Raw genomic sequence first — 14,015 nt, forward strand, 5'->3', positions numbered from 1 at the left:
AATAGTGTGCGATTTTGCGTGAAAAATCACGATTCCACGGGCTTTCTCGACTGCAACAAGAATATAATTGTCTAGACACTTTGCATGCGCAGTCGACAACAGGGAGCGTCAGTTGGCAGGTTTCAGAAATGATGGGTGGCTAGTCCGCGTCAGACCGCGTGCCATCGCGGTCGCTGTAGCACTCGTCCTGTCGCCGGCGCTGGCCGGCGCTGAAACCGACCCGTCCTCGCTGTACGCGCGCATCATCGACATGCGCGAGCAAAGCCGCTTCGTGCCGGAAAAGGCGCTGAAGCAGCTGCTTGTGCTGCAAACCGAAGCGGCCGGCGCGCCGGCCGCCACCCAGGCCGAACTGCTGAGCCAACTGAGCGTGGCCAATATGCGCGCCGGCAAAAACGACGCCGCCATGGCCGCCGCCGACCAGCTGATCGCCTACGGCAAATCCCTGCACGACGACACCATCGTCGCCAAAGGCCTGATGGCCAAGGGCTACGTGCTGTTCGACCGCGCCGAGCTCGACGCCTCGCACCAGACCGCCTTCGACGCCGAAAAAATGGCGGCCACCAGCACCAACCTGGCGCTGCGCTCGCAGATCGCCGTCACGGTCGGCCAGACCTACGCCGAAATGGGCAACTTCCCCGCCGCGCTGGCCAAGCTGCAAACCGGCGTCGACATCGCGCGCCAGGTCAACGACGATCCGGTGATGCTGTTCGGCGCGCTCAACGCGCTGGTCAATCTGTACACGCAGATGAAGGAATACGACAAGGCCTCGGCCGCGCTCGACGAGCTGCTGACCGAGACCGAGAAACTGCGCTCGCCGGGCCGCATGGCGATCGCCAAGATCACCGAGTACGGCCTGGCCATCGATTCCGGCCAACCCAAGCGCGCCCTGCGCGCGCTGCTGCAAAGCCTGGACCTGGAGCGCAAGCTGGGCGCCGAGCGCATGATAGGCATGACCCTGGTCAACCTGTCCGACAGCTACCTGAAAGAACACGACTATCCGCGCGCGGCCCAGTATGCGACCGAATCGCTGCGCTCGACCGCGCTGACCAACGACAAATCGGTGGAGGCGACCGCGCGCGTCAACCTGGGCCAGGCCTACCTGGGCATGGGCCGCATCGCCGAGGGCAAGAAACAGTACGAAGCCGGCATGGCGCGCTACGAGCAGGAGAACAACAAGCCCGATCTGCAAGATGCCCTGCGCGAGTACGGCGAGGCGCTGGAACGGGTGGGCGACCTGGCGGGCGCGGTATCGGCCTACCACCGCGAGCGGGCGATCTCGAACGAGCTGTTTGAAAAGCGGCGCCAGCAAACGGTGCTGGAGCTGCAGGCCAAATACGAGACCGAGAAGAAGCAGCGCCAGATCCAGCTGCTGAGCAAGGAGAACCAGGTCAAGGGCACCGAGATCGACAACCGCCGCCTTCAGCAGCGCGTGTGGTGGCTGCTGGCCCTGGTGTTCGCGCTGGCCTCGATGGTGGTCGGGCTGTTGTACCGCAAGGTGCGGCACGCCAACGCCCAGCTGGAGGTGAAGAACCTGGAGCTGAAGGCGCAGTCGACGCTCGACCCATTGACCATGCTGTACAACCGCCGCCACTTCCAGGACTTCATGCGCGACATGATCCATGCCGACAAGCCGCTCACGGAAAAGCGCACGCTGCACGGCGACGACATCGTCGGCGCCTTGTTCCTGCTGGATGTCGACCATTTCAAGAACATCAACGACCGCTACGGCCACGCCGCCGGCGACGCCGTGCTGAAGATGATCGCCGAGAACCTGCGCGTGGTGCTGCGCGAGACCGACATGATCGTGCGCTGGGGCGGCGAGGAATTCCTGGCCTTCCTGCCGACGATACCGCGCCATGGCGTCGACGAGATCGCGCGCCGCATCCTGGTCGGCATCTCGTCGCAGATCATCCGCTACCAGGAGCACGAGATTTCGGTGAACGTGTCGGTGGGCTTTGCGCCGTTTCCGCTGGCGCCGGCCGACGTGCCGCTGCCGTGGGAGCGCGCGGTCAACCTGATCGACATGGCGCTGTACCTGGCCAAGTCGCACGGCCGCAACCGCGCCTACGGCGTGCGCGGCTTCGAGAACTTCCACCAGACCTCGATGGAGGCGATCGAGCAGGACCTGGAAAGCGCGTGGCGCGCCGGCTTTGTGGATTTGAGCGTGGTGCTGGGCGGCGGGCCGGAAACGCCGCCGCCGTCGCCGTCAGAGCACAGCAACGTGGTGCCGCTCAAGCACGCGGCCCACAAGAACAGCCACTGACGCTTATTTGGCGGGACTGGACGCTTCGCGTTCGCGGGCTTTTTCCTGCATCTTTTCGCCGGCCTGTTCCAGCTTCTTGCCGGCCGCCTCGGTGGCCTGGTTGAGCTTGTCGCCGGCGGCGTCGGTGGCCTTGTCGATCTGCTGGCTGGTTTCCTTGGCGGCGTCGGTGATCTGCTGGTTGGCCTGTTGCGCCGCCTCGGTCAGCTGGCGGCCGGCCTTGTCGGTGGCCTGGTCGAGCCTGCGGCCCGCCGTCTCCGCCGGACCGGCGACGCTGTCATCCTTCTTCTGGCAGCCGCCCAGCAGCGCCAGCACCACCAAAGCGGCAGCCGCGCCGCGCATCGTTGTCATCGCCGTCATCATTGTCTCCTTAAGGAATCTAACATTTCCGACAGCATACAGCGCCGCGCCTACGCGCAGCGCACGGCTGCGTTAATTGTTTTCGCCGTCGGTTTTAGGCGACGGTTCACGCCGCTCATGCTCGACCGCAACAATGTCGACTTGACTGCGCCCCACCAGATAAAAAATCCGAACAGGAAAACGATGCAACGACCAACTGCGTAAATTTTTTCTTGGAAAGAGATGCGAGAACCTGCGCGAACCGATCTCCGGCAATGAGCCGATCAGTTCGCAAGCCGATTTGAAGTCCGTGCTGAAGTTTTCGGCTACCGCCAATGAAGCGACGCGCGCGTAGTAATCGTAAGAAGCCTCGAAATCCGCTGCTGCTCGCGGCCGGATAACGACGGTGGACAAGGTCAGCCTTTTTTTGCCTGCTTGTTTTTCAGCCGCTCGAAGAAATCGGCATCGACCGGAATAGCAGGACCACTTGCCAGTCCGGCATTGACCAGATCGATTATCCGCCGTTCCTCCTCGGTTCGAGGTTGAACAGTCCCCTCAGCTCCGGGCGAAACGGGCTGGTCATTAATGCCAGAAGGTGGGATGGGATCAGTCATGTCCGCCAGTTTAACAAAGCTTTCGCCAATGTCCACACCGCACACTTGATCCCGCACAAATGGAACTTACTTGTAGATGCCCACGCCGATGACATAGTCGCCGGATTTTTCGACGTAGGTGTTTTTCTCTTCGAGGTTTTTGCTGATCGAGTTCGGCCACATGTACTTGACCCAGCCCTTGCCAGACGGGCTGGCGCCGATCTTGAGGAATTCCTTGATCGGATAGACGCCGCCGGCGCTCAGCTCCATCAGGTTCTTGTTGACCATCTTGGCGTTCTGGCCGTGCGCCAGCGCCACGCCGGCCTTGTCGAACATGAACACGTACAGGTCGCCCTGGATGAAGTCGCCCTTGGGATCGTTGAACGCGGCCACCGCCTTGTCCTTGCCGTTCTTTTGCAGATACTCGCCGGCCCGCTTGACCATCGCCACCGCCTCGTCGGCGGTGCCGCGCTTGGGCGCGTCCTGCGCGGTGGCGGCGCCGGTCAGGCTCAGGGTCAGTGCGGCGGCAAACAGGAACTGGAACAGATGCTTCATCGTGTGTCTCTCCGTTGTCATAGTCGCCGCACCGGCGGCGTATCAGGTGATTTTCTTGGGCGGGGGCGGGGGCGCGAAGACGATGTTTTCCGATTCCGGCGCGCTGTCCATCGCGTCGGATACCTCCAGCCACTTCATCAGCTTTTCCATGCGGCGGATCAGGATGCCCTTGCTGCTGATGTAGCCCACCTGCTCGAAATTCTCGGGCCGGCTCACCATCTTGGAGACGGTCGGCAGGTTCTCGGCCAGGCGCTCGAAGGCCTTGCGCGCCTTCTGCTCCCACTTGACCAGGTTGGCCTCGTTGAAGCGGTTGCTTTCGTAGTAGATGGTCAGCGTGCGGTCGTGGTTGCCGAAGCCGACGATCGCCGCTCCCTTGCGCACCGTTTCCAGCACGTCGTCCTTGATGTTCGCGGTCGGCACGAACAACGCGGCGCGGCCGGTGGTGTCCGGTCGCTCCAGCGGCAAATCCTGTCCCATTATTACGCTCATCACGCTTCCTGTTGTTATCGCCGGAGTTGCTGTTAGGCTATATTTGTGATTCTATATCGCGTCCCTGCCCAATACAAGGAGAAACCGCGCCGGCGTGGCGCTACGGGTAATGGGGCGGCTTCTGCCTTTATAATGCGGGCTGATCCCTTTTTACCGCCGCGCCATGACGTCGTCTCCCCTGCCCTCCCCAGAAATCTCCCGCTACGGCGCCATCCCCGAGCACGCGGTCGATACGGCGGAGCGCAATGTGCGCGATACCTTGGCCGTGGCGATCGAACACGCCGCCCCGCAGGCGGCGCTGATCGTCTACGACACCCGCAGCGACCTCAACCGCGCTTTGACCGAAGCCTACCGCCGCGTGGTGCCGGACGCCGACTTCATCGATTTCGACAGCACCACGCCGGAGCAGGTGCTGGCCGCCTTCGCCCGCATGAACGCCGGCGACCTGGTGGTGCTGATCCAGTCGACCAGCTTCCGGCTGGAAGCCTTCCGCATCCGCATCGAGTTGTTCAAGCGCGGCCTGAAGGTGATCGAGCATGTGCACCTGTCGCGCATGCCGGGCGAGCAGGGGCTGCACTACATCGCCTCGCTGGCCTACGACCCGGCCTACTACCGCGGCGTCGGCCACGCGCTCAAGGCGCGCATCGACCGCGCGCAACACGGCGTGGTCGACAGCGGCGACGGCGAGCGGCTGGTGTTCGGCTCCCCGTTCGAATCGGCCAAGCTCAATATCGGCGACTACAGCGGCATGAACAACATCGGCGGCCAGTTCCCGCTGGGCGAAGTGTTCACCGAGGCGCGCGACCTGGAAGCGGTCAATGGCCGGGTGCGGATTTTCGTGTTCGGCGACACGTCGTTCATGGTCAACAAGCCTGAGACGCCGGTCACGCTGATCGTCGAAAAAGGCCGCGTGGTGGGCGCCGACAACGCCACGCCGGAATTCGACAACATGCTGGCCATCATCCGCGCGCACGAGGGCGAGGTGTGGCTGCGTGAGCTGGGCTTCGGCATGAACCGCGCCTTCTCGCGCGATTGCATGGTCAACGACATCGGCACCTTCGAGCGCATGTGCGGCATCCACTTGTCGCTGGGCGCCAAGCACGGCGTGTACGCCAAGCCGCAGTTCAAGCGCAAGGACGCGCGCTACCACGTCGACGTGTTCGCCGTGACCGAGGCGGTCTATCTCGACGATGAACTGGTCTACCGCGACGGCGCCTGGCAGGTGGCCGCCGCCTAGGAAACCAGCAACCCGGAGGTTGCCAGCTCCCGGTCCCACGGCGGCACCGGCTGATATTCGGCCACCAGGAAATCGATCAGCGCCCGCACCTTGGCCGACGGTTGCCGGCTGGCCGGATACAGCGCGCTCAGATGATTGAGCGGCAGCTCCCAATCGGCCAGTACCGGCACCAGCGAACCCTCCAGCAGCGCACGCCACGCCAGGAAGGTCGTGTTGTAGACGATGCCCAGCCCGCGCTGCGCCGCCTGCTGCAACACCAGTCCATTGTTCGCCGTGAACGCCGCCTGCACCCGCACCGACTGCCGCTCGTCGCCGCGCGCGAAGTGCCACTGGGTGCCGTCGGTCAGGTGGCTGAAATGCAGGCAGCGGTGCTGATGCAGATCCTGCGGCGTCTGCGGCACGCCGTAACGCGCCAGGTACGCCGGCGACGCGCACAGCACGCCGCGGCACGGCGCCAGCGGCCGCATTGCCAGCGCATGCACGTCCGGAATGCCGCCCACCCGTATCGTCAGATCGAAACCATGCTCGATCGGATCGAGCAGCGCGTCATCCACGTACAACAAGGGCGACAGCTGCGGATGCGGCAAACTGAATCGCGCCACCGCGTCGGCCAGCCACTCGCTGCCGAAACTGGACGGCGCCTGTATCCGCAAGGGCCCCGCCAGTTCGGCGCCGGCCTGGGTGGCCTGGCTCAGCGCCCGCGCCGCCTCCTGCGACTGCACCACCGTCGCCATGCACGGCGCCAGATAGGCCTGGCCGGCGTCGGTCAGGCTCACCTCGCGGGTCGAGCGGTGCAGCAGGCGCGCCTGCAGCTTGTCCTCCAGTTGCAGGATATGCTTGCTCACCATGGCGCGCGTCAGCCCCAGGCGGCGGCCCGCCTCGCTGAAGCTGCGCTGCCGCGCCACCTCGATAAAAATCTCCATCGCACGTAATTGATCCATATCACATTGTCTTCATTCTGGAGACAATGTGTCAACCCTTTGCGGATTGTTCGGCCCCGGCGCGCGGCCTACAATGGCACATCGACACACGCCCTATGGAGCCTGACATGCTGACAGACGCACAAAAACAACAATATCAACGCGACGGCTACATCGTGCTGCCCAACTTCAAGGCTCCGCAGGAGATCGCCGCGCTGCGTGCGCGGGCGGCGCAGATTGTCAATGAATTCGACCCGAACGCCAAGACCGGCATCTTCAGCACCATCGAGCAGGAAAAGACCACCGACGACTACTTCCTCGGCTCCGACAATACGGTGCGGTGCTTCTTCGAGGAAGAGGCCTTCGGCCCGGACGGCCAGCTGAAACAGGACAAGGCGCTGTCAATCAACAAGATCGGCCACGCCATGCACGACCTGGACCCGGTGTTCCGCGCCTTCTCCACCGACGTGCGGCTGGCCGCCGTGGCGCGCGACCTGGGCCTGGCGGACGCCCAGGTATGGCAGTCGATGTACATCTTCAAGCAGCCCGGCATCGGCGGCGAAGTGCGCTGGCACCAGGACGCCACCTACTTCGACACCAACCCGGTCAGCGTGACCACCTTCTGGTTCGCGCTGGAAGACGCCACCCTGCAAAACGGCTGCATGTGGGCCGAGCCGGGCGGCCATCGCGGCCCGATGCGCGAGCGCTTCCTTCGCAACGGCGACGACGTGCGCATGGAAAAACTGAGCGACCTGCCCTGGCCGGACGACAGCACCGCCGTGCCGCTCGAATGCAAGGCCGGCAGCCTGGTATGCTTCCACGGCCTGCTGCCGCACTACAGCGCGCCGAACCGCTCGACCGTCTCGCGCCACGCCTACACGCTGCACGTGACCGACGGCGCCACCGAATACTCGCCGCAGAACTGGATACAGCGCGACGCCGCCTTCCCGGTGCGGGGCTTCCTGTAATGCAGGTCCAGATTTTCGCCGCCCACTGGGGCAACAACGAACTGGCGCCGCAAGTGTTCGTCGACCGCGTCAAGCAAGCGGGCTTCGATGGCATCGAAATGTCGCTGCCATTGGACGCCGCCGCCCGCGAGGACTGGACCGGCCGCATCACCGCCGCCGGCCTTGGCCTGATTGCCGCCCAATGGGAGACAGTGTTCCACCCGACCTTCGAGCCGCACCGCACTGCGCTGGCCGAGCTGCTGCACAACGCCTGCGCCGCCAAGCCGCTGCACGTCAACTCGCACACCGGCAAGGACTACTTCACGCCGGCGCAGAACCGCGAGCTGCTGGAACTGGCGGCCGCCATCTCGCGCCAGCACGGCGTGCCCATCGTGCACGAAATCCACCGCAGCCGTTTCAGCGGCCACCCGATGCTGCTGCTGCCCTACCTGCAGCAGATGCCCGAGCTGCAACTGACGGCCGACCTGTCGCACTGGTGCTGCGCCTGCGAATCGCTGCTGGAAGACCAGCCGCACACGCTGGCCGTCACGCTGCCGCATGTGCGCCACATCCACGCCCGCGTCGGCCACCAGCAAGGGCCGCAGGTGGCCGACTTCCGCGCGCCGGAATCGCAGGCTGCATTGGAAGCGCACCTATCGTGGTGGGATGAAGTGATACGGCTGCGCCGCGCCGCCGGCGCGCAGCGCATGACGCTGACGCCGGAATTCGGCCCGGTGCCGTACACGCAAACGCTGCCCTACACGCAGAAGGAAATCTCCAACGCATGGGAGCTGAACGTGGCGATGCTGGAACTGCTGCGCCGACGCTATAACTGAAGCTCGGGCTCCGGCGGCGCGCCTTCCGGCGCCCGCATCGGCAGCACCAGCGTGACGGTGGTGCCCCTGCCGGCTTCCGATTCGACCCGTATGGTCCCGCGCAGCATGCCGGTGACAATGTTATAAACGATATTCATCCCCAGCCCCGAACCGCCCTGTCCCAGCTTGGTGGTGAAGAAGGGATCGAAGACCTTGTGCAGCGTGCTGGCCGACATGCCGACGCCGTTGTCGGCGAAGGTCAGCTTCACCGCATCGGCCTCCTCGCGCAGCGCCTCGATGACGATGGCGCCGCTATCGCGGCCGTCGAAGCCGTGCAGCAGCGCGTTGCCGATCAAATTGCTCAGCACCTGGCTCAAGCTGCCCGGATAGGAATCGAAATCCAGCCCCGGCGGCACGTCGACGCGCACCTCGCACCCGCAGCGCCGCAGCTGCGCCGCGTAGGTGGCCAGCGTATCGTGCACCACCTCGTCGAGCCGGAAGCGGCGCCGCTGGCCGCTGGCCTGGTCCACCGCCACCTGCTTGAAGGAGGTGATCAGGTCGGCCGCCCGCGTCAGCGAGCTGCCCATGATGTCGCAGGCCTTGCGGGCGTCGCCCAGGTGCGCCTCCAGCACCGAACGTTTCAAGCCGCCGTCGGTGGCCAGCCGCCGCTCGAAATCGCGCACCATGTCGCTCAGGGCGCTGGCGGTCAGCAGGCTGTTGCCGATCGGCGTATTCAGTTCGTGCGCCACGCCGGCCACCAGCGCGCCCAGCGACGCCATCTTCTCCGACGTCAGCAGATTGGTCTGCGCCTGCTTCAGCGTTTCCGCCACCACCGACAAATCGCTGCGTGCCTGCTCCACATTGCCCTTCTGCCGTTCCAGTTCGGCCAGGCTGTATTCCAGTCCGTGCTTGGCGTCGATCACGCGCCGGGTCGACACCAGCAAGGCCGCGATCAGCGCGCTGATGATCAGGCCCACCACGCCGATCAGCAGCACCGGCAGCGGCGAACTGCTGTAGCGCGCGCCGCCATATCCTTCCATGCGCAACTGCCAGCGGCGCTGCCCCACCATCAGCGCCTTCTGCGACGCCAGCCCTTCCAGCGGCGCGCCGCGCGGCTGGCGGATCACGGCCAGGGTAGCGCTGTCGTAGAGCAGCGTGTCGGCGCCGGGTGGCGGCGCGTCCTTGGTATCGTCGTAGCCGTCGTCGTCGATGCGCACCCGCATATGCTCCAGCAGCGGCGCATCGATCACCTCGCGCATCAGCGTATTGACGCGGAAAACGATGGCGACAAAACCGAACAGCGCGGCCTGGCGCTGCTCGGCCGTCTGCAAAGGCAGGCCGGCGCGGTAGACCGGCGCGCGCGCGACGAAGCCCGGCTGGCCGCTGGCGTCCTGCACCAGCGTGATGCGCTCGGTGGCGACGATCTCGCCGCTGTCGCGGCCCAGCTCCAGCGCCTTCAGGTGCGGCGGCAGCGCGCCCAGGTCCAGGCCGAAGGCGTTCTCGTTGCCCTTCAGCGGTTCGGTGTATTCGATGATGTAGTGCGGGCTGCGGACGCTGGCGGGGTGCACCTTGAAATCCGGATAGCCGCCGGCCGCGATGGCGCTATCGCCCTTGACGGCGGCGCTGAACGCGGCCAGCTGCGCATCCGGCACCACCCGCACGAACTGGATCGCCTGGAACCCGGGATAACGCCGGTCCAGCTTGAGCTCCGCCACGAAGCGGTGAAAGCGCCCGCGGTCGATGCGGTCTTCCAGCGCGTACATGCCCTTGATACCGAGCAGCACGTCGAAATAGGTTTGCAGCCGCACCTCGGCGTCGCGCGCCACCTTTTCGGCGTCGCGCTGGAAGTTCGCCTGCACCTGCTGGCGCTGCGTCACGACCACGAAATAGCAGGTCGCGGCAGTGAGGAATATGCCAAGAAAGAACGCCAGGTAGCCGCGCGATCGTTTCATATGGCGTTGTGTTCTAGGCCACGATGTCCGGCGCCGCGCCGCCCGGCGCGTGATCGCTGTATCGCTCGGCGATGGCCATGAACTCTTCCTCGATGGTCAGCATGGCGTCGACCACGTCGGGATCGAAATGCTCGCCGCTGCCCTGCCGTATCATCTCCATCGCCGTCTCGTGGGTGAAGGCCGGCTTGTAGACCCGCTTGGAGATCAGCGCATCGTAGACGTCGGCCACCGCCATCAGCCGCGCCGACATCGGAATCGTGTCGCCGACCAGGCCTTGCGGATAGCCGGAGCCGTCGTACTTCTCCTGGTGCGAATACGTGATCTCGCGCGCGTAGCGCAGGAAGGTGTTGGTGTAGCCCAGGTGGTGCTCGACGTTGACGATGGCGTCGCGCCCGTAGACGGTGTGCAGCTTCATGACGGCGAATTCCTCGTCCGTCAGACGGTCCGGCTTGAGCAGGATGGCGTCCGGAATCGACACCTTGCCGATGTCGTGCAGCGGCGCGGCCTTGAACAGCGACTTGATATTGGCCTCGCTCAGCTCCTCCTCGAAGCGCTTGTGCGATTGCAGCTGGCGCCCCAGCGCAGCCACATAATGCTGCACGCGACGCAAGTGGTTGGCGGTTTCGTATTCGCGCGTCTCGGCCAGCGAGGCCAGCGCCCAGATCATCGCGTCGAGCATCTGGCTCAGTTCCGCCGTAACTTCCTCGACCACGTGCTCCAGCAGGTTGCGCTGCTGCTTGAGCAGTTCGCGCGAGTGGCGCAGTTGCAGATGGGTGTCGACCCGCGCGCGCAGCACCTCGCCGACGATGGGCTTGAGCACGACGTCGGCGCCGCCTTCCAGCATGGCGCGCCCCTCGTCGGCCTGCCCTTGCAGGAAGATGACGGGAATGTCGGCCGTGTCCGGGCTGGACTTGAGCTGCTGGCACACGCTGTAGCCGTCGATTTCCGGCAGCGCCGTGTCCAGCACCACCAGGTGCGGACGCGGCACCTGCTGCATGATGGCCAGCGCTGCGCCGCCGTTGTTGGCCAGCTTGACCTCGTACTGGTCCTGCAGCAGCCCGTGCATCAAGATCAGGTTGTCCGGCGCCTCGTCGACGACCAGCACGATGGCCTTTTTGATGTTCATCCGCCACTACTCCCTGGGATTGGTCTCTATCGCTAGCATGATAGATGATAACCGCCGACGGAATTTGCCCGCAAAACATTTTTTCTCGGCTAGCTTGCAATTGTATAGTGCACTACCTATACTGTGCGCATGGATACCAAAACACACCCCGCCCTTTCCGCCGTGCCGCAGCTGGACGGCCAGCTATGCTTTGCGCTGTATTCGACCTCGCTGGCGATGAGCAAGTTGTACCGCAAACTGCTGCGCGGCCTCGGCCTGACCTATTCGCAGTACCTGGTGATGATGGTGCTGTGGGAGAAAAACGAGCTGACCGTGTCGGAGGTGGGCGAGCGCCTGTTCCTCGATTCGGCCACCTTGACGCCGCTGCTCAAGCGCATGGAGGCGGCCGAGCTGCTGACCCGCACCCGCGCCGCCAGCGACGAGCGCCAGGTCATCATCACGCTGACGCCGCACGGCGACGCGCTGCGCCACGAGGCGGCCAAGCTGCCGCCGTCCATCCTGCAGGCGACCAAGTGCACGCTGGATGAAGTGGTCGGCATGAAGCAGCAACTGGACGCGCTGCGCGCCAGCCTGATGTCCGCCAGCTGAGAGAGCCGATGACGACCTCCAATCCGATCTACACCCATCCCCTCCACGTGGCCGACGCATTGCGCAAGGACGGCTACGCGGTCATGCCGCCGCAGGACGTGGCGGCGCTGGCAGGCGTGCCGCTGGCCGCGCTGAACGCGCTGATCCCCAGCTGGGACGCGCTGGAACTGGACAACTACCTGAAGGACGGCGGCCGCTATCGGCGCCGCCGCCATTCCTGCTTCGTCCAGAACGGCGCCGAGCTGACGCAAACCGCGCATCGCGCCCACTGGCAGCCGCTGGAATACAACGCCCTGCACGGCGGCATGAACCGCCTGTTCGAGCCGATGCAGCCGGCCACCGTGGCGCAGCCCGCGTGGCAGGCGCTGGTGCGCGGCATCGGCCAGTTGTGCAGCGCAGCGCGCCGCAACAGCGATCCGTGGTACGTCGAGGCGCACCAGTTCCGCATCGACACCACCGACGGCATCGGCCGGCCGACGCCGGAAGGCGCGCACCGCGACGGCGTCGATTTCGTCGCCGTGCTGCTGATCGGCCGCGAACAGATCAAGGGCGGCGAGACGCGCATTTTCGAAGCCGATGGGCCGAACGGCAAGCGCTTCACCATGACCGAGCCGTGGACCATGCTGCTGCTGGACGATGCGAGCGTGATCCACGAATCGACGCCGATCCAGCCGCTGGGAGAGCACGGCCACCGCGATACGCTGGTGCTGACCTGGCGCGCCGGCGGCTTCCAGGGGCAGGAAAGTCCCCCCTGAAGGATTAAATCCGATATAGTCACGACAGCCAATATACGCATTCAGGAGGGTGGTCAGTGGACACCAGCTACGAAATTCAGCCCGACGAAATCGAAATCCTCATCGTAGAAGACAGCCCGACCCAGGCCGAACGCCTGCGCCGCCTGATCCAGTCAATGCGCTACGGCGCCCGCGTGGCCGGCAACGGCCAACTGGCGCTCGATGCGATCCGCGAGCGCAAGCCGCACCTGGTGCTGTCCGATATCGTCATGCCGGAGATGGATGGCTACACGCTGTGCCGCGCCATCAAGGCCGACCCCGAACTGCGCGACATCCCGGTGATCCTGGTGACCTCGCTGATGGACCCCAAGGACATCATCCGCGGCATCGAGTGCGGCGCCGACAATTTCATCCGCAAGCCCTACGCCGAAGACTATCTGTTGAACCGCATCGGCCACATGCTGATGAACCAGAAGCTGCGCAAGAACCAGAACATGGAGATCGGCATCGCCCTGTACCTGGGCGACCAGAAGCACTTCATCAACGCCGAGCGCCAGCAAATCCTCGACCTGCTGATCTCCACCTACGAACAGGCGGTACAGGTCAACAGCGAGCTGCAGGCGCGCGAACGCCAGGTGATCGAACTGAATATGCGGCTGGCGCACCACGCCGGCGAGCTGGAAACCATCAACCGCGAGATCGCGCTGAAGAACCTGGAGCTGGCCGAAGCGAGCCGGATGAAATCGGCCTTCATCGCCAATATGTCGCATGAGCTGCGTACGCCGCTCAACGCCATCATCGGCTTCACCGGCGCGCTGCTGATGAAGCTCCCCGGCCCGCTGAATCCGGAGCAGGACAAGCAGCTCAACACCATCCGCACCAGCGCGCGCCACCTGCTCTCGCTGATCAACGACATCCTGGACGTGGCCAAGATCGAAGCCGGCAAGGTCACGCTGGAGCTGGAAACCGTGCAGTGCCAGCACCTGGTCAACGACGTGGTCGACACGCTGCGCCCATTGGCGCTGCAAAAGGGACTGGAGCTGGAAGTGGAGCTGGTCGACGAAGCCATCGTGCTGCAAACCGACCGCCGCGCGCTGACGCAGATCCTGCTCAACCTGGCCAACAACGCGATCAAGTTCACCGAGACCGGCAAGGTCCGGGTAACGCTGGCCAAGCGTCCTGGCGAAGGCCGCGACATCATCGAATTCGCGGTGGCCGACAGCGGCGCCGGCATACGCGAGGAAGACCAGGCCAAATTGTTCCAGGCCTTCTCGCAGCTCGATTCCACCTCGACCCGCCACGCCGAAGGCGCGGGCCTGGGCCTGTACCTGTGCCAGAACCTGGCCAACCTGATCGGCGGCTCGCTGTTCTTCAAGAGCGACTTCGGCCAGGGCAGCACGTTCACGCTGGCGCTGCCCCATAAAGTTTGACTTTTTTATACTGTAGAAGCTTCGACACCG

General features: G+C 64.7%; 15 protein-coding genes. 7 read left to right on the forward strand and 8 right to left on the reverse strand.

Annotation, left to right across the window (positions count from 1 at the left end; all coding sequences use genetic code 11):
- The first annotated feature begins 250 nt into the window (after window positions 1–250).
- The gene (locus D0T21_RS16020; protein ID WP_229211515.1) at window positions 251–2,263 is read left to right on the forward strand and encodes a GGDEF domain-containing protein; all 2,013 of its coding nucleotides are present in this window, start codon (window positions 251–253) and stop codon (window positions 2,261–2,263) included.
- 3 nt (window positions 2,264–2,266) lie between these two features.
- On the opposite strand, the gene D0T21_RS16025 is transcribed toward D0T21_RS16020, so the two are convergent.
- The 5 genes from D0T21_RS16025 to D0T21_RS16040 form a co-directional block, all read right to left on the reverse strand.
- Window positions 2,267–2,620 carry an apolipophorin gene (locus D0T21_RS16025; RefSeq protein WP_116990682.1) on the reverse strand — a complete coding sequence of 118 codons (354 nt, stop codon included), beginning with the start codon at window positions 2,618–2,620 and terminating at the stop codon, window positions 2,267–2,269.
- Window positions 2,621–2,692: 72 nt separating this feature from the next.
- Entirely contained in the window at window positions 2,693–3,013 is a 321-nt protein-coding gene (locus D0T21_RS16030; protein ID WP_158568013.1) for a type II toxin-antitoxin system RelE/ParE family toxin, read from the reverse strand.
- A 2-nt stretch (window positions 3,014–3,015) separates the two neighbouring features.
- Window positions 3,016–3,213, reverse strand: a complete 198-nt coding sequence (locus D0T21_RS31720; RefSeq protein ID WP_147328115.1) for a hypothetical protein — start codon at window positions 3,211–3,213, stop codon at window positions 3,016–3,018.
- A 66-nt stretch (window positions 3,214–3,279) separates the two neighbouring features.
- Window positions 3,280–3,747, reverse strand: coding sequence for a cache domain-containing protein (locus D0T21_RS16035; RefSeq protein ID WP_116990593.1), 468 nt, complete (start codon window positions 3,745–3,747; stop codon window positions 3,280–3,282).
- Window positions 3,748–3,789: 42 nt separating this feature from the next.
- Window positions 3,790–4,236 carry a hypothetical protein gene (locus tag D0T21_RS16040; RefSeq protein WP_116990594.1) on the reverse strand — a complete coding sequence of 149 codons (447 nt, stop codon included), beginning with the start codon at window positions 4,234–4,236 and terminating at the stop codon, window positions 3,790–3,792.
- Window positions 4,237–4,399: 163 nt separating this feature from the next.
- Between D0T21_RS16040 and D0T21_RS16045 the strand changes: the two genes are divergently transcribed.
- Window positions 4,400–5,473: a hypothetical protein gene (locus D0T21_RS16045; RefSeq protein WP_116990595.1), complete on the forward strand. Its 1,074-nt coding sequence runs from the start codon at window positions 4,400–4,402 to the stop codon at window positions 5,471–5,473.
- Here the strand turns inward: D0T21_RS16045 and D0T21_RS16050 are convergent.
- Window positions 5,470–6,414, reverse strand: a complete 945-nt coding sequence (locus D0T21_RS16050; RefSeq protein WP_229211495.1) for a LysR family transcriptional regulator — start codon at window positions 6,412–6,414, stop codon at window positions 5,470–5,472. The genes D0T21_RS16045 and D0T21_RS16050 overlap by 4 nt on opposite strands.
- A gap of 107 nt (window positions 6,415–6,521) precedes the next feature.
- Here D0T21_RS16050 and D0T21_RS16055 point away from each other — a divergent pair, with 107 nt between their 5' ends.
- A complete protein-coding gene (locus D0T21_RS16055) occupies window positions 6,522–7,361 on the forward strand; it encodes a phytanoyl-CoA dioxygenase family protein (protein WP_116990597.1) in 840 nt (279 codons plus the stop codon).
- The gene (locus tag D0T21_RS16060) at window positions 7,361–8,176 is read left to right on the forward strand and encodes a sugar phosphate isomerase/epimerase (RefSeq protein WP_116990598.1); all 816 of its coding nucleotides are present in this window, start codon (window positions 7,361–7,363) and stop codon (window positions 8,174–8,176) included. Before D0T21_RS16055 ends, D0T21_RS16060 begins: the two co-directional genes overlap by 1 nt.
- On the opposite strand, the gene D0T21_RS16065 is transcribed toward D0T21_RS16060, so the two are convergent.
- A complete protein-coding gene (locus tag D0T21_RS16065; protein ID WP_116990599.1) occupies window positions 8,167–10,107 on the reverse strand; it encodes a CHASE domain-containing protein in 1,941 nt (646 codons plus the stop codon). The two genes, D0T21_RS16060 and D0T21_RS16065, sit on opposite strands and share 10 nt — an antisense overlap.
- Before the next feature lie 13 nt (window positions 10,108–10,120).
- Window positions 10,121–11,233: an HD-GYP domain-containing protein gene (locus tag D0T21_RS16070; RefSeq protein ID WP_116990600.1), complete on the reverse strand. Its 1,113-nt coding sequence runs from the start codon at window positions 11,231–11,233 to the stop codon at window positions 10,121–10,123.
- Between the two features lie 129 nt (window positions 11,234–11,362).
- Here D0T21_RS16070 and D0T21_RS16075 point away from each other — a divergent pair, with 129 nt between their 5' ends.
- The 3 genes from D0T21_RS16075 to D0T21_RS16085 are packed head-to-tail and all read left to right on the forward strand — an operon-like array spanning window position 11,363 to window position 13,985.
- Window positions 11,363–11,821: a MarR family winged helix-turn-helix transcriptional regulator gene (locus D0T21_RS16075; RefSeq protein WP_116990601.1), complete on the forward strand. Its 459-nt coding sequence runs from the start codon at window positions 11,363–11,365 to the stop codon at window positions 11,819–11,821.
- An 8-nt stretch (window positions 11,822–11,829) separates the two neighbouring features.
- On the forward strand, window positions 11,830–12,576 hold the full coding sequence (locus tag D0T21_RS16080) for a 2OG-Fe dioxygenase family protein (RefSeq protein WP_116990602.1): 747 nt from the start codon (window positions 11,830–11,832) through the stop codon (window positions 12,574–12,576).
- A gap of 56 nt (window positions 12,577–12,632) precedes the next feature.
- Window positions 12,633–13,985, forward strand: coding sequence for a hybrid sensor histidine kinase/response regulator (locus tag D0T21_RS16085; RefSeq protein WP_116990603.1), 1,353 nt, complete (start codon window positions 12,633–12,635; stop codon window positions 13,983–13,985).
- Window positions 13,986–14,015: the final 30 nt, after the last annotated feature.

Origin of the sequence: Duganella sp. BJB476, from assembly GCF_003416895.1 — a bacterium.
Classification (GTDB): Bacteria; Pseudomonadota; Gammaproteobacteria; order Burkholderiales; family Burkholderiaceae_D; genus Rugamonas.

What these genes read in the sequence shown, in the direction of transcription:
- D0T21_RS16020 (WP_229211515.1), top strand. Translation starts at nt 251, where the DNA reads ATGCGCGAGCAAAGCCGCTTCGTGCCGGAAAAGGCGCTGAAGCAGCTG.
- D0T21_RS16025 (WP_116990682.1), bottom strand. Translation starts at nt 2,620, where the DNA reads ATGACGGCGATGACAACGATGCGCGGCGCGGCTGCCGCTTTGGTGGTG.
- D0T21_RS31720 (WP_147328115.1), bottom strand. Translation starts at nt 3,213, where the DNA reads ATGACTGATCCCATCCCACCTTCTGGCATTAATGACCAGCCCGTTTCG.
- D0T21_RS16035 (WP_116990593.1), bottom strand. Translation starts at nt 3,747, where the DNA reads ATGAAGCATCTGTTCCAGTTCCTGTTTGCCGCCGCACTGACCCTGAGC.
- D0T21_RS16040 (WP_116990594.1), bottom strand. Translation starts at nt 4,236, where the DNA reads ATGAGCGTAATAATGGGACAGGATTTGCCGCTGGAGCGACCGGACACC.
- D0T21_RS16045 (WP_116990595.1), top strand. Translation starts at nt 4,400, where the DNA reads ATGACGTCGTCTCCCCTGCCCTCCCCAGAAATCTCCCGCTACGGCGCC.
- D0T21_RS16050 (WP_229211495.1), bottom strand. Translation starts at nt 6,414, where the DNA reads ATGGATCAATTACGTGCGATGGAGATTTTTATCGAGGTGGCGCGGCAG.
- D0T21_RS16055 (WP_116990597.1), top strand. Translation starts at nt 6,522, where the DNA reads ATGCTGACAGACGCACAAAAACAACAATATCAACGCGACGGCTACATC.
- D0T21_RS16060 (WP_116990598.1), top strand. Translation starts at nt 7,361, where the DNA reads ATGCAGGTCCAGATTTTCGCCGCCCACTGGGGCAACAACGAACTGGCG.
- D0T21_RS16065 (WP_116990599.1), bottom strand. Translation starts at nt 10,107, where the DNA reads ATGAAACGATCGCGCGGCTACCTGGCGTTCTTTCTTGGCATATTCCTC.
- D0T21_RS16070 (WP_116990600.1), bottom strand. Translation starts at nt 11,233, where the DNA reads ATGAACATCAAAAAGGCCATCGTGCTGGTCGTCGACGAGGCGCCGGAC.
- D0T21_RS16075 (WP_116990601.1), top strand. Translation starts at nt 11,363, where the DNA reads ATGGATACCAAAACACACCCCGCCCTTTCCGCCGTGCCGCAGCTGGAC.
- D0T21_RS16080 (WP_116990602.1), top strand. Translation starts at nt 11,830, where the DNA reads ATGACGACCTCCAATCCGATCTACACCCATCCCCTCCACGTGGCCGAC.